9 protein-coding genes are annotated in these 15,159 nt (G+C 66.1%); 5 read left to right on the top strand and 4 right to left on the bottom strand.

Translation table 11 applies throughout. From position 1 onward, the window contains the following. Positions 1–125: 125 nt before the first annotated feature. Entirely contained in the window at positions 126–3,149 is a 3,024-nt protein-coding gene (locus IDT60_RS01500) for an alpha-amylase family glycosyl hydrolase (protein WP_223883842.1), read from the top strand. A 123-nt stretch (positions 3,150–3,272) separates the two neighbouring features. Here IDT60_RS01500 and IDT60_RS01495 read toward each other — a convergent pair whose 3' ends face one another. Then, positions 3,273–3,965, bottom strand: a complete 693-nt coding sequence (locus IDT60_RS01495) for a GntR family transcriptional regulator (protein WP_191080618.1) — start codon at positions 3,963–3,965, stop codon at positions 3,273–3,275. A gap of 138 nt (positions 3,966–4,103) precedes the next feature. Between IDT60_RS01495 and IDT60_RS01490 the strand changes: the two genes are divergently transcribed. Both IDT60_RS01490 and IDT60_RS01485 read left to right on the top strand, forming a co-directional pair. After that, positions 4,104–5,849 carry an L-lactate permease gene (locus tag IDT60_RS01490; RefSeq protein WP_191080617.1) on the top strand — a complete coding sequence of 582 codons (1,746 nt, stop codon included), beginning with the start codon at positions 4,104–4,106 and terminating at the stop codon, positions 5,847–5,849. Next, positions 5,849–8,674 (top strand): FAD-binding and (Fe-S)-binding domain-containing protein, encoded by a 2,826-nt coding sequence (locus IDT60_RS01485; protein WP_191080616.1) that lies wholly within the window; start codon positions 5,849–5,851, stop codon positions 8,672–8,674. Before IDT60_RS01490 ends, IDT60_RS01485 begins: the two co-directional genes overlap by 1 nt. 27 nt (positions 8,675–8,701) lie before the next feature. On the opposite strand, the gene malQ is transcribed toward IDT60_RS01485, so the two are convergent. From malQ to IDT60_RS01470, 3 genes are all read right to left on the bottom strand, one after another. Then, positions 8,702–10,942: a 4-alpha-glucanotransferase gene (gene malQ / locus IDT60_RS01480; RefSeq protein WP_191080615.1), complete on the bottom strand. Its 2,241-nt coding sequence runs from the start codon at positions 10,940–10,942 to the stop codon at positions 8,702–8,704. A gap of 238 nt (positions 10,943–11,180) precedes the next feature. Beyond that, positions 11,181–11,621: an SRPBCC family protein gene (locus tag IDT60_RS01475; RefSeq protein ID WP_191080614.1), complete on the bottom strand. Its 441-nt coding sequence runs from the start codon at positions 11,619–11,621 to the stop codon at positions 11,181–11,183. A gap of 39 nt (positions 11,622–11,660) precedes the next feature. After that, positions 11,661–12,542 carry a LysR family transcriptional regulator gene (locus IDT60_RS01470; protein ID WP_223883841.1) on the bottom strand — a complete coding sequence of 294 codons (882 nt, stop codon included), beginning with the start codon at positions 12,540–12,542 and terminating at the stop codon, positions 11,661–11,663. 126 nt (positions 12,543–12,668) lie between these two features. On the opposite strand from IDT60_RS01470, the gene IDT60_RS01465 reads away from it, so the two are divergent. Both IDT60_RS01465 and IDT60_RS01460 read left to right on the top strand, forming a co-directional pair. After that, entirely contained in the window at positions 12,669–13,874 is a 1,206-nt protein-coding gene (locus tag IDT60_RS01465; protein WP_191080613.1) for an FAD-dependent oxidoreductase, read from the top strand. Next, positions 13,874–15,148: an allantoate amidohydrolase gene (locus IDT60_RS01460; RefSeq protein ID WP_191080612.1), complete on the top strand. Its 1,275-nt coding sequence runs from the start codon at positions 13,874–13,876 to the stop codon at positions 15,146–15,148. The genes IDT60_RS01465 and IDT60_RS01460 overlap by 1 nt, the downstream gene beginning before the upstream one ends. The last annotated feature ends 11 nt before the right edge of the window (positions 15,149–15,159 follow it).

The raw sequence follows: 15,159 nt of genomic DNA, 5'->3' as shown, positions 1-15,159 counted from the left end.
GAAAAGCATCGTCGCTACCAGGAAGGTCTCCTGACGTGAATCCACGCACCCCTAGAGGCACCACCCCGCGCCTCGACAGCAATCTGAGAACCAGACCGCATCATCCCGCACCGCCCGGCACCGCATTGGCCCGGACCAAGCTGCTTCGCACAGCTGCCGTGGTGCTGGCGGCAGCATTGGCCCTTTCGGCAGTGGCGCTTCCAGCCCAGGCGGCGCCCGGCCCCAAGGACCCGGATCCACAGAAGCCCGTCCCGTCGTCGGCCGTCCACTCACTCCGCGCCCCGGTGACGGACGAAAATTTCTACTTTGTTATGGCGGACCGGTTCAGCAACGGCGACACCGCCAACGACGACGGCGGGCTGGGTCCGGACCCTATGGTGTCCGGGTTCGATCCCACTAAAAAGGGCTTCTACAACGGCGGTGACCTCACCGGGCTCCTGGACAAGATCGATTACATCCAGGGCCTGGGCACCACGTCCATCTGGCTGACGCCCAGTTTCAAGAATAAGGCGGTCCAGCCAGAGGACAATTCGGCGGGGTACCACGGCTACTGGGTCACCGACTTCACGCAGATTGACCCGCATCTTGGCACCAATGATGAGTTGAAAAAGCTCATCAACGAGGCCCACTCGCGTGGCATGAAGGTCTACTTCGACATCATCACCAACCACACGGCAGACGTCATCGGCTATACGAAAGGAGCCCGCCAACCCTACGTTTCCAAGGACACCAAGCCCTACAGGACGGCAGCCGGTGAGGTGTTCGACGACCGCGACTACGCAGGCTCCAAGAAATTCCCGAAACTCGACCCGAAGACATCATTTCCCTACGAACCCGTCCTCGACGTGGGCGAAGAAAACCTCAAAGTCCCCGGGTGGCTGAACGATCCAACGCTGTACCACAACCGCGGCGACACCACCTTTGCGGGCGAGGACTCCTACTACGGCGACTTCTTTGGCCTGGATGATCTCAACACTGAACACCACAAGGTGGTGGACGGAATGGAGGAGATCTACCAGACGTGGATCCGCGACTTCGGCGTGGACGGCTTCCGGATCGACACCATGAAGCACGTGAATGATGAGTTCTGGCAGGAATTCGGCCCGGAAGTGCTCAGCTACGCGAAGGCCCAGGGCAAGGACGAATTCTTTATGTTCGGCGAGGTCTTCGACACCAGCAACCAGATGCAGGCGATTCTGGACTTCCGGTTCCAGGACGCGGCCCGCGGCTTCGCTTCCAAGAGCCAGGACGCCAGAACCCTGGAGACCTTCTTCGCCGGAGACGACTGGTACACCGACGCCGATTCGAATGTCTACCAGTTGCCCACCTTCCTGGGCAACCACGACATGGGCCGGATCGGCCACTTCATCGCCACGGACAACGCCGACGCCACCGACGCCGAAAAGGTGGCCCGGGACAGGCTGGCGCACGAGCTGATGTACTTCTCCCGCGGCAACCCGGTGATCTACTACGGCGACGAACAGGGCTTCACCGGTCCCGGCGGCGACCAGGACGCACGTCAGACGCTCTTCGCCAGCCAGGTGCCGGAGTACCTCGATGACGACCTGCTCGGCACCGATGCCACCCACGCCGTCGACAACTTCAATGCCAGCCACCCGCTGTACTCGACGATCAGCCAACTCGCGGCCGTGACCAAGGAACACCCGGCACTCCGCGATGGCGCGCATCAGCATCGCTACGCCTCCGAAGGCACCGGCATCTACGCGTTCTCCCGCACTGACGCGGAGGACCAGCGCGAATACGTGGTGGCGCTGAATAACAGCGAACAGCCGCAGTCTGCCGAAATTCCCACCTACATCGGCAAGCGCAACTACACGAGGATCTATGGCGACGCGGCAAATGACGTGAAGACGGCCGCAGACGGCAAACTGAACGTCACCGTGCCGCCGTTGTCAGCGGTGGTTTACAAATCGTCCGGCCGCATTCCGCACTCCAAGGAAGCCCCCGCCGTCGTACTCCAGCAGCCTGCCGCGGCACCCGCGGACAACGGCAGGATCAAGGTAACGGCCGACGTCGGCGGTTCGTCGTTCTACGAGGTCACCTTCGAGGCGAAGACAGCTGGCGGCGGCTGGGTTCCGATCGGCACCGATGACACCGCGCCTTACCAGGTGTTCCACGACGTGGCGGCCCTGGACGCCGGTACGGCCATTGAGTACCGCGCCACAGTGCTGGACAACGGCGGCCACACCGCCCCGAGCCAGCCCCGGAAAGCAGCCGTTCCGGCGCCCGTCCTGACCATGCAGAAGCCCTTGGAAGGCAGCAACGTGGAAGGCACTGTGGAGCTGAGCGCTACTGCAGATCCGGAAAAGGCCAGCCACGTGGTGGCCTTTGAACGGAGCGTGGACGGTGCAGAATGGACAGCTGTTGGCACCGACGATTCCTCACCGGTGTATTCGCTGACGGACAACCTGGCTCCGCTGGAACCCGCAGACGGCACCGAGGTCCGGTACCGCGCCACGATGACCGGGCCCGGATTCAACGTGGTCAGCGAACCGCGGACGGTGATTGTCGGCGATGCTCCCCAACCGGACTCCGTGACTGTTCCCGGATCATTCAACAAGGACCTGGGCTGCCCGAAGGACTGGGATGAAACCTGTGCAGAGGCTGCGATGACCCTGGACCCGGCGGACAGGATCTGGCGGCTCACAGTCAACCTTTCCCCGGGCCAGTACGAGTACAAGGCGGTGCTGAACCAATCCTGGAACTCCAGCTACGGTGCCGACGGCGCCCTGGGCGGAAGCAACATCGTCCTGGACCACCCCGGCGGTGATGTGACGTTCAGGTATGACAACCGAACGCACATCATGAGCGCCGTCTATGCCTCGGACCAGCCGGCGGCAGTGTCCGTACCGGGAAGCATGAACGGGGAAATGGGCTGCCTTTCGGACTGGGATCCTGCATGTGACCAGGCCCAGCTCACCTTGGACAAGGAGGACCTCGTCTGGAAGCTGACGGTTTCCAACCTTGCGGCCGGCAGCTACGCATTCAAAGCTGCCCTCAACCGTTCCTGGGGCATCAGTTACGGGGCGGGAGGCGCATCGCCCGGGGCTGACATTCTCTATGAGCACGACGGCGGCGCTGTCACCTTCCGGTACGACCACGTCACGCACCTGATGACGGCGGGTTAGCTGTACCGTCACCGGGCGCTTGGCAAGCCCGCATTGCGGGGTCTCTGGCGGCAGTTCCTGGATGGTCGGGAACTAAGGTTCAGGGGCCCCGCAATGCTGTGCTCCGGTCACTTCGTGTACGTCCTAGTGGGGCTGCAGTTCGGAGGGCTGCTCTGCCTCGGGACCAGGGGTTCCGCCCATGGCAGCGACGAGGCGCTCCCGCGCGCGGCCCAGGTGTTCATCAAGCAGTTGGGCCGCAGCCTCGCCCTCGCCTGCCTCAATCAGTTCCAGGATCCTGCGGTGTTCAGCCAGGATGAGTTCAGTGTCCAGGAGGTGCAGCGACTGGACGCGGACCATGCATAGCCGCACTTCGCCCACCAGCGAGCGGTACATGCGGCTGATGCGCTCATTGCCCACAGCGTCGATCAGGCTCGTATGGAAGCGCATGTCAGGTTCCACGACATCCAGGGGCGCCCCGGTCTTTAATGCCGCGATGTCCCGGTTCGCCTGGACAGCCTCTTCCGGCACCTCGTGTGATCGCGCCAGCCGGCGCAGCACTTCGCTCTCCAGATATGCGCGGGCAAGGTAGATATCCCGCACCGATTCCGGCCCCAGTTCCACCACCCGCGCGGTTTTGTGCGTGCCCCTGTCCAGCAGTCCCTCCGCGACGAGTTTCTCAATTGAGGCCTTGGCGGTGGGGCGTGCCACGTCATAGGACGTGGCGATGTCTGTCTCAGTGAGCGCTTCCCCCGAACGCAGCTCACCCGAGAAGACCCGGCTCCGCAGATCCGCAGCGATCGCGTCGACGATTGAGACTGCTGCAATGCGCCCAGCCATGTGCGCCCCTCTCAAAAGTTCCATCCGGTCATCTAATCCTGCCAGACAAATCAACAAAGGCACTTGACCTACATGTGTACTTGTTAGACAATCGAAGGGCGCCACGGTGTTGTGACGCCTAACACAATCTGGAGACACATGTTTCAGCAGATCCTCGACCCCATCGCCGGGTCCCTAGTGATTTCAGCCCTTTGCGCGACCCTTCCCCTCGTACTTCTTTTCGTCCTTCTGGGCGTCTTCAAGGTCAAGGCACCCGTGGCTGCCCTTGCCGGCCTCGCCCTGTCCCTCGTTCTGGCCGTCGTCGGCTGGCAGATGCCGGTCAACCAAGCCTTGAGCGCCACCGCGGCCGGCATCTTTTATGGCCTGTTCCCCATCCTGTGGATCCTGATCAACGCGCTGTGGATCTACCGGCTCACCGTGGCCACGCCATGGTTCGAGGTACTAGGGCGCACCATCCGCTCCATTTCGAACGACCTCAGGATCCTGTCCATCCTGATCGCCTTCTGCTTTGGCGCACTCTTGGAGTCCCTGGCCGGCTTCGGGGCACCCGTGGCGATCTCTGCCGCCATGCTGATGGCTGCCGGCATGAAGCCCTTGAAATCGGCCATTGTGTCGCTGCTCGCCAACACCGCTCCGGTGGCTTTCGGGGCGATGGCCGCACCGATCATCGCCCTGAACGGCGTCACGGGCCTGCCGCTGAATGAGCTGTCCTCCATGGCCGGACGCCAGACGCCGTTCATCGCCCTGATCGTTCCCCTGCTGCTGGTGTTCATCGTGGACGGTCGCCGTGGCGTGAAGCAGACCTGGCCCGTGGCCCTCGTGGCAGGTGTGGCCTTCGGCGCGGCGCAGTTTGTCACCTCCAACTACTTCGCCGTGGAACTCACTGACGTTGTGGCCGCCGTGGTAACAGTGGCCGCCGTGCTGCTGATGCTGAAAGTGTGGCAACCGAAGGAAACCGTCGGAATCGGCGGAGCGGTGCAGACTGCACCGGAAGCAGCGGAGGCAGCCGCCGTCGGTGCCCGCACAGATTCGGTCGGCGGTTCAGCCAGCGGAGTCAGCGCAAAACACGCTGCCGGCCGGCCCGCACCGGGCAGCGCTGCGCCCACTGACAACGGTGTACCCAGCGATAACTCGAGGCCCGAGCCGCGGCAGATCTGGATGGCGATCGCCCCGTACCTGATCATCATCGCGGTGTTCTCAGTGGCCCAGATTCCGTTCGTCAAGGCCTGGCTGAGCCACGTCGGCACCGTCACGTTCGCCTGGCCCGGACTGGACATCACAGACTCAGCCGGCAAGCCCATCGCCGCCACGAAGTTCAAGCTGGACCACCTCAAGGCCACCGGCACCCTCCTGCTTTTCTCGGGCCTGCTCACCATGCTGCTGTACAAGATCACGGCATCCCAAGGCTTCCGCATCTACCGGGACACCCTGGTTCAGCTGCGCTGGACAATCGTCACCGTCACAGCCGTACTTGGCCTCTCCTTCGTCATGAACCTCTCCGGCCAGACCACCACCCTGGGCTTTGCGCTTGCCTCTGCGGGCGGCTTCTTCGCCCTCCTCTCCCCGCTGATCGGGTGGATCGGCGTGGCACTCACCGGCTCCGATACCTCCTCGAACTCCCTGTTCGGCCAGATGCAGGCAACGGCAGCCGAGCAAACCGGCCTCTCCCCTGTCCTGATGGCCGCTTCAAACTCCTCCGCAGGGGTGATGGGCAAGATGCTGTCGCTGCAGAACCTGGCCGTGGCCTCCGCTGCGGTGGGACTTGACGGCGCCGAGGGAACACTTTTCCGGAAGCTGATCGGCTGGAGCCTCGGCCTGCTGGCACTCATCACCGTTCTGATCTTCCTGCAGTCCACCCCCGTCCTCGGCTGGATGGTGCCCTGATGGCTCCCCTCGATCTGGCAGCCCTCCGCGGGGCGGTGCAGGACCCCGCGCAGGTGAAGACCCGCGCAATCGACCTGCACGCCAACGCCCACGACGCCTCCCACTTCCTCTTGATCCCCCAGGCCGTGGTGACCGCGGGCAGTGCTGCCGAAGTCGGCGCACTGCTGCGTGCCAGCGCCGCCCAGGGCGTGCCGCTGACGTTCCGCTCCGGCGGAACCAGCCTGAGCGGACAGGCGGTCACCGACGGCGTCCTGGTGGACGTCCGCCGCAACTTCAGGGACGTCGAGGTGCTCGACGACGGCGCACGGGTCCGCGTGCAGCCCGGCGTCACCGTCCGGGCGCTCAACGCGAGGCTGGCACGCCACGGCCGGAAGTTCGGCCCGGATCCCGCCAGTGAGGCAGCGTGCACCATCGGCGGCGTTGTGGCCAACAATTCCTCCGGAATGAACTGCGGAACCGTGGACAACACGTACCGGACGCTGGGGTCGTTGACCGTGGTGCTGCCCTCCGGCACCGTCATCGACACCGGAGCGCCGGATGCGGACCGGAGGCTCCTCGCCCTTGAACCGGAACTCTACGAAGGCCTGGCCCGGCTGGCCCGACGGGTCCGGGAGAATGCCGGCTCCGCCGCCAGGATCAGGCAACAGTTCGCCATGAAAAACACCATGGGCTACGGCCTGAACTCCCTGCTGGATTTCCAGAGCCCGGTGGACATCATGGCCCACCTGATCGTCGGCAGCGAAGGCACCCTGGGTTTTGTGGCGGAGGCGGTCTTCCGCACCATCCCGCGGCTCCAGCATGCCGCCGCCGGCCTGTTGGTGTTCCCGGACCTTGAGGCCGCCAACGCCGCCCTGCCCGCCCTCGTCGAAACGGGGGCGGCGACCATCGAACTGATGGACGCGCTGTCCTTGAAGGTGGGCCAAACACTCAAGGGAACGCCCGCCGTCGTGCAGGACCTCGCAGTCCGGGATCACGCCGCCCTGCTCGTGGAGTACTCCGCCGGCAGCGCCGGGCAGCTGGCGGAACTCCAAGGGACAGGTGAGGGCATCCTCCCGGGCCTCGGGCTGTCCGCGGCCGCCCGGTTTACCGGTGACTCACGGGAACGCGGGCAGCTCTGGCAGCTGCGCAAGGGCCTGTACGCATCTGTCGCCGGTGCCCGCCCCCAGGGCACCACCGCACTGCTGGAAGACATTGTGGTCCCCGTTCCGGTGCTGGGCCGGACCTGCCGGGAACTGATCCGGCTCTTCGACAAGTACGGCTACGACAACAGCGTGATCTTCGGCCATGCGAAGGACGGCAACGTCCACTTCATGCTCACCGACGGTTTCGCCACCCCCGGAGAACTGGAGCGATACAGCGACTTCACCGAAGACATGGTGGACCTGGTCCTGGCCGAGGGCGGCTCCCTGAAGGCGGAGCACGGGACAGGGCGCGTCATGGCACCCTATGTCCGCAGGCAGTACGGCGAAGAGCTCTACGACGTTATGCGCCGCATCAAGCAGCTTTTCGACCCCGCCGCGATGCTCAACCCCGGCGTGCTGATGGACGAGGATCCGCTGGCGCACCTGCGGCACATCAAGACAGCGCCGCCGGTGGCCGACGAAGTGGACCGCTGCGTCTCCTGCGGTTACTGCGAGCCGGTGTGCCCCAGCAAGGACATCACCCTCACTCCGCGCCAACGCATCGTCACGCTGCGCGCCATCGAAACCGCGCGGCTGGCCGGGGACACCGCCCTGGTCAAGGAACTGGAAAAGGACTACGAGTACGAGTCCGTGGACACGTGCGCCGTGGACGGAATGTGCCAGACCGCCTGCCCTGTGGACATCAACACGGGATCGCTCGTCAAGAAACTGCGGCAGGCCGATGCCGGCCCGGTCGCCAACGGGGCTTGGAACGCCGCCGCCAAGCACTGGGAAGGCGTCACCCGCGGTGCCGCGCTTGCCTTGACAGTAGTCAACAAGCTGCCGGCGGCCGCCATCGCGCCGCCGAACAGGGCTGCGCGGGCAGTCCTCGGCGAGGACACCGTCCCGCTGTATTCCGCCGAACTGCCGGGCGGCGGTTCGGTGCGGAAGCGTCCGACGCCGACGGGTGACGTGGACGCGGTCTACTTCCCTGCGTGCGTAGGGACCATGTTCGGCCCCGCGGGTACGGCCCGGGACACGAAGGGACACGGTGTCCAGTACAGCTTCGAACAGCTGTGCGCGCGGGCCGGGCTCACCCTCCTCGTCCCGGAAGGCATCGACGGGCTCTGCTGCGGCACCCCGTGGTCCTCCAAAGGCATGGCGGCCGGCCAGAAAACGATGCGGGAGAAGACCCTGGCGGCCCTCCGGGAGGCAACCCGTGACGGCGAGCTGCCCATCGTCTGCGACGCGTCCTCCTGCACCGAGGGCCTGCGCCAGGCTGTCGAATCCGACATGCCGGCCGCAGGGCAGCGTCCGCTGCGCATGGTGGACGCCGTGGACTTCGCGGCCGAACGGATCCTTCCCGGACTTCCGGACCACGCGAAACTCGAGTCCCTTGCCCTCCATCCCACCTGTTCATCCACCAGGATGGGCCTCAACGATGCCCTCGGGGCCGTCGCCGGCGCCGTGGCCGAGCGCGTGGAGGTTCCGGAAAACTGGGGCTGCTGCGCGTTTGCCGGGGACAGGGGAATGCTGCACCCCGAACTGACAGCATCGGCAACCGGGAAGCAGGCCGCGGAGGTGGCCGACATGGGCGCTGCCGCGCACGCATCATGCAACCGGACCTGCGAACTGGGTATGACCAGGGCAACGGGTGAGCAGTACCGCCACGTGCTGGAACTCCTCGAAGAAGTCACCCGCTGAGCCGGCGCCAGGCAGTTCAGACCGAAGTCAGCTCCGCAGCGACTCCGACACTGCCGCCAGGAGCGTGTTGAACCTGGCGTTGCCGGGAAGATCGTCGAGGTAGACCGGCCTCCCGGCCGGATCTCCCAGCGGAACCTGCCAGTTCGGATACAGCGCTTCGGTGGTGCCCGGCTGGTTCTGGACGCGCCGCTCCCCCACGGCGTCGACCAGCGCCACGCCGAGCAATGCCGACGGCGTCTGGGCAAGCAGGCGGTGCAGCGCCACGATGGTGCGCTCCTCCGCTGCCGACGAACCGGCGGAAGCGGCCTCACCGTCTGCGCCGGCGGACTCCGGCAGCAGCCCGCGTTCCCGCAGCAGCCCCATCATCTTCTCCAACGTTGCCTCATGCTCCTCGCGTTCTTCCGCTTCGGAGCGTTCCAGCAGGCCCAGCCTGCTGCGGAGCGCCACATGGTCACCCGCCAGGTAGCCGGCAGTGGGCGGAAGGTCGTGGGTGTTGACGCTGGCGAGTGCCTGCGGACGGTAGCGTTCGGGCGGCAGCGGGGAGTCGCCGTCGTTCTCGAACCAGAGAATGGACGTTCCCAGGATGCCGCGGGCAGCCAGATAGTCACGAACCCACGGCTCAAAAGTTCCGAGGTCCTCGCCGATCACCACGGCGCCGGCACGCTGGGCCTCCAGCGCCAGGATGCCGATCAGGGCATCGTGGTCGTACCTGACGTAGGCGCCGTCGCGCGGTGAGTTGCCCGCCGGAACCCACCACAGGCGGAACAGGCCCAGCACGTGGTCCACGCGGATGCCGCCGGCGTGCCGGAGCACGGTGGACAGCATGTTGCGGAACGGGGCGTACCCGGCCTCGGCCAGGCGGGCAGGATGCCACGGCGGCTGGTTCCAGTCCTGGCCCTGCTGGTTGTACATGTCCGGCGGTGCCCCCACGCTGATCCCGGGCGCCAGCACACCGCGGAGCGTCCAGGCGTCAGCGCTGCTCTGGTCAACACCGACGGCGAGATCGTGCACCACGCCCAGCCGCATCCCGGACGTGCGGGCAGCATGCTGCGCGTTCTCGAGCTGCTCGTCGCAGACCCACTGCAGCCAGCGGTGGAAACCGATCCGGTCCGCAAGCTTCCCGCGCAGGGCCTCGGCAGCCGGGGACCCCAGGGCGCAGTCCGGGTCTGACCAGAGCGGGTCTTCCGGCCCGAGGTCCTCGCGGATAGCGGACCACAGCGCAAAATCGTCCAGTCCGCGGCCGGAGATCCGGCAAAATTCGTCGAACGCAGCCTGCCGCGCCGGCGAGCGCCGTGCGTGGTAGAGCAGCTCCAGGGCTTGGAGTTTGGCGGCGAAAACAGCGTTCCGGTCCAGCCGGTCCGCATCCTTGTTCAGGCCCTGGATCTGGTCCTGCAGCCTGTCGATCGTGGCACGTCTGCGCGGCTGCAGATAGGCGAGCTCCGGAATCGCCTCCACCCGGATGTAGAGCGGGTTGAAAAACCGGCGGGTGGACGGCGAGTACGGCGATGGCTGGACCGGCGGGACGGGCTCCGCGGCGTGCAGCGGGTTGACCAGGACATAGTCCGCACCCCGTTCGCCGCTGATCGCCGCAAGGTCCGCGAGGTCAGCGAAATCGCCGATGCCCCAGGAACGCTTCGAGCGCACGGAATACAGTTGCGTGGCCAGACCCCAGCCGCGGCGCTCTACCAGGGAATCGGCTGTGGTGAGCCGCGCCGGGACCACCACCAGCGCACATTCGGCAGTGACGCCGTCGGACTCGGCCTGCAGCGTATGCCATCCCAGCGGCAGCCCCTCCGGCACAGAGAACGTGGCCCGCCCGGTTGGCACGCCGTCCACGTCCTGCGGCGGAACCCAAACATCCGCCTGGGCCGCCTCCACCGGTTCACCCGCTTCCGGCAGCACTGTCACGCGGGCCGTGGCACCGTCCCGGAGATGGACCGGAACCAGCGCGGTATCGCCGTGTTGAACCACGACGGCGGGTGGCAGCATCCGCCGCCACGGCGCCAGTTCCGCCTCGGCCAGGGCAGCTTCGATCAGCCCGTTGGTGTGCGCCTGGACGCCCAGCGCGGCAAGGACCTTGACCAGGGTTTCCGGGGCGACGCTGTGGGGCAGCCCGTCCCAGCCGTGAAACGAGGTGCCAACGCCGTGGGCATCGGCCAGGCGCTGGAGGAGTTGTTGGTCCACGGACTCATGACCGGCCGCTCCACCGTCGCCTGGCGGAGCCGGCGTTCCGGAGAATTGAGCGTACTGCTGGTCTGGAGCCTTCATGGATGTCCGCCTCGTCTGGTGTGATGGGCCTGAACTTACATTGCGTCCTGGTCAACCGCGGCCTTCGTCGCCCCCGGACAACTGTCGGTTCCGATTATTGCAGGGTCGCGTGCTTTGCCTGCTCAGGGTCGTTGCCGGGTCCGTAACCTAACGGCAGGCGGCAGCGCCCGGGGCGCCCGCCGTCCGGGCAGCACTGTGCCCCGGATGGCGGCCATTCCGCCGCCGGCCCGCGGGCTGTTCAGCGTGCCGCGAGTGAATTCAACGTGTCCCGGATCCCGTTCAACGCAGGATCCCGCAAGGACATAAACGCCGGCTTGAGGAAGGGCTGGAGGATCTTCGCCGGCCCCTTGATGCTGAACTCAGCCGTGTACTTGACCAACGAACCCTGAGCGGAGGGGCTGACGTCGATGGAATCGAACGCGGTGACAGTCTTGTTCTCGCCGCGGAGCTTGATGTGGCTGTCGGTCAGCTCAATGACTTCGTATTCCAAGGACTGACGCTTACCCCGGAATTCGGATTCGGCATGGTAGCGGTGACCGACTGCCACCGGTCCCGGCGTGAGCTTGTCCATCACCGGCGTGCCCGGGTCCCATTCGCTTGTGTTCTCGAACTCGGAGAGGAAGGCGAAGGCCTTCCCGGGAGAAAGTTTGGTTTCCACGCTGCCGCTGACTGTGATCATCCATCCAGTGTAGGAACCGAAGGCGGGCGGCACAGCCCCTTACGCGCGGACGGTTTCCCTGAGGCACAAAACAAACTCCTCCACGGCGGGCGACTCGCCATGGGGCCGGGCAACGTGGAGTTCGGTCTGCGGCCTGCCCGCGAGGCGGCGCGTGGTGACGCCGGGCATCTGGAACCGCTGCACCGATTCCGGCAGGACGGAGATTCCCAGTCCTGCGGCAACCAGGCCCAGGACGGTTTCCTGGTGGATGGCCTGCTGCACCACGTTTGGCGGGGTCGGCAGCGAGTCAAAGAGGCGAAGGACCCGCGCCACGAAACCGGGCATCAGCCGGTATGGGAAGAGGATCATGGGCTCCCCCTCAAGGTCCCGGGGCCGGATTTCGGTCGCTGCCGCCAAAGGGTGGGATTCGGGCAGGACAACCACCAGGTCCTCCGTGCTGAGCAGTTCGAGGTTCAGCCCGGGGACGTCACCGGGATCCCGGATCAGGCCGAGATCCAGGTTCCCCTCCAGCAGTTGCTCAATCTGCTCTCCGCTGGTGAGCGGGTTCAACACCAGGTCAATGCGCGGGCGCTGCTGCCGGAAGGCCCGGATTGCTTCGGGCACGGCGGTGTAACTCGCCGAACTGACGAAGCCAACCCTGATTTTGCCGCTTTTTCCGGCGACGACGTCGGCAACATCCCCTGCGGCGTCGTCGAGGTCCGCCACAGCAGCCTGGACCCGTTCCCTGAACGCCTGCCCGGCGGCGGTCAACGCAACGCTGCGGGTGGTCCGGTCGAACAGTTGGACCCCCAGCTCACGTTCCAGCCTCCGGATGGCAACCGTCAGCGGCGGCTGGGTCATGTGCAGGCGCTCCGCGGCGCGGGCGAAATGCAGCTCGTCGGCGACGACGAGGAAGTACCGAAGTTGCCGGAGTTCCATCATGATTCTTTCGATTGACGCCAATAATTACTAGTCAAATGAATTGGACGGGCACGTTTTGCGAATGAGTTACTGGATGTAGTCCCAGGGCAGCCACCCCAATGCCCGTCCCGTACCAAGGAGCCACCCATGGAATCGACTGAATACGCCGTTGTTGGCGCCGGGCTCTCCGGAGCTGCCGCTGCCTGGCATCTCGCCGCCCGCGGCCACGACGTTGCCCTGCTCGAACGCTCAACTCCCGCTAACGACGCCGGCAGCTCCCACGGCTCTGCCCGGATCTTCCGCTACGCCTACCCGGAAGAGTTCTACGCCGGCCTCGTCCAGGAGGCGAAGGCCGGGTGGGACGAACTGGCACGCCTCAGCGGCAAACAACTCATCACCCCGACGGGCGCCGTGGACTACGGCGCCATCCGTGAGCCCGAACGCTTGGCCGCCGTGCTGGCGGCCCGCGGCATCGACCACGAACTCCTCAGCGCCGACGAGGCTAACCGCCGCTGGCCGCAGATCGCCTTCGACACCCGGGTGCTCTGGCACCCGGACGCCGGCGTCATCGACGCCCACGAATCCGTCGCCGCCATGGTTGACCAGGCGGCGGCGCACGGCGCCGCGCTGTACACCAACTGGGCCGTCACCTCGATAGCCGCGTCCGACGGCGGGTACCTCCTGACGTCCGCGGACGGACGTTCGCTCCGGGCCGCTAACGTGGTTGTTGCCGCCGGCGGCTGGCTTCCGCAGCTGCTCGGATCGCTGTCACTGCCCTCAGCCTTCCTGGCCGGAATGCCCTCGCTTGAAGTGCGCCAGGAACAGGCCTACCACTTCCCTTACGCTGACGGGACGGACCATGGCGCGTCACCGTGGCCCACCTTCATTCACAAACGTGCGGGCTGGCAGGCTTATGGCCTCCCCGGCGGCCGCGACGCAGGGTTCCGCGGCCAAAAGGTCGCCGAATACAACGGCGGAAAAATCCTTTCCTCCGCGGCGGATCAGGACGGACAGATCGACCCCGTCAACCGCCGTCGGGTCATCGACTACGTGGAGCAGTACCTGCCCGGGCTGGTCCCGGAACCGTACGCCGAAACCACCTGCCTGTTCACCAACACACCTACCGAGGACTTCATCCTCGACCGCGCCGACGGCATCACCATCCTCTCCCCCTGCTCCGGGCACGGCGCCAAATTCGCCCCGCTGATCGGCCGGCTCGCCGCAGACCTTGCCACCGGCGCAGGGCCGGTCCCGGATCAGTTCCGCCTCGCATCCCAGGCCAGCCGCGCAGGGTTGAGCCACGCAGGGCTGCGCAATGCAGAGCTGACCCACGCAGAGTTGGGGGCCCGCTGATGTCGCCGCGTACCGAAACCACTCACCTGGCCGAGGCCCCGGCTCCCGCTGCCACTCCCGCTGCTACGGTAACGGGCCTGCTCTCCGACATCGCCGGCACCGGCACCGACGCGCTCCGCGGCGGCTACACCCGGCCCGTGTACTCCACCGCGGAACTGGACCTGCGTACCTGGTTCATCGAGCAGGCCTCGAAGCGCGGGCTTTCCGTGGAAACCGACCGTAACGGCGCCATCTGGGCCTGGTGGGACGTGCCTGGCGGGGACCGCAGCAACAGCCTGGTCACCGGCAGTCACCTGGACTCGGTGCCTGGCGGCGGGCCCTTCGACGGGCCCCTCGGCGTCGCCTCAGCACTGGTGGCAGTGGACATCCTCAAGGCCCGGATAGCTGTTCCCACGCGTCCGCTGGCTGTTGTGGTGTTCCCGGAAGAGGAAGGTTCGCGGTTCGGTGTGGCCTGCCTCGGTTCGCGGCTGATGACCGGCGCCATCGATCCGGACAAGGCCCGGAACCTGCGGGATCCTGATGGCTCCACCTTCGCGGACGTCGCGCAGGCCAACGGACTGGACCCCCGTTTCATTGGCCGGGATGAAGAACTTCTTGGCCAAATCGGTGCTTTTGTGGAGCTGCATCTTGAGCAGGGCCGTGGCCTGATCGACCTGGACCAGCCCGTAGCGATCGCATCGTCCATCCTTGGCCACGGCCGCTGGCGCCTGAGCGTCCACGGACAGGGAAACCACGCCGGTACCACGCTGATGGCGGACCGGCACGATCCCATGGTGTCGGCCTCCCGTATGGTGGTGGCTGTGCGGGACATCGCCCGGAAGCAGCCCCACACCCGGGCCACGGTAGGACGGCTCCAGCCGGTCCCGGGCGGGACCAACGTCATCGCCTCGCGTGTTGATTTCTGGCTGGATGTCCGGCATCCCGACGACGCCGTGACGGCTGCCGTGGTGCAGAGCATCCACTTGCAGGCACAGGTTATTGCGGCCGAGGAGGGCTGCCGGGTTGAGCTGCGGGAAGAGTCGCTGAGCCGCACCGTGCACTTCGATCAAGGCCTGCAAAAGGACCTCCAGCGGGCCCTGCCGCAGGCACCCATCCTGGACACCGGCGCGGGCCATGACGCCGGCGTTCTGGCGCCCTTCCTCCCCACGGCGATGATCTTCGTCCGCAACCCTAGCGGCGTTTCCCACTCCCCCGAGGAACACGTAGTGGATGAGGACGCTGAAACAGGGGCACGCACCCTGGCCGATGCCCTGCAGGCGCTGATGATCAGCTGATGGCCTGGCCC

Source organism: Pseudarthrobacter sp. BIM B-2242, assembly GCF_014764445.1.
Taxonomy (GTDB): Bacteria; Actinomycetota; Actinomycetes; order Actinomycetales; family Micrococcaceae; genus Arthrobacter; species Arthrobacter luteus_A.
This window is presented reverse-complemented; position numbering and strand designations above follow the sequence as displayed.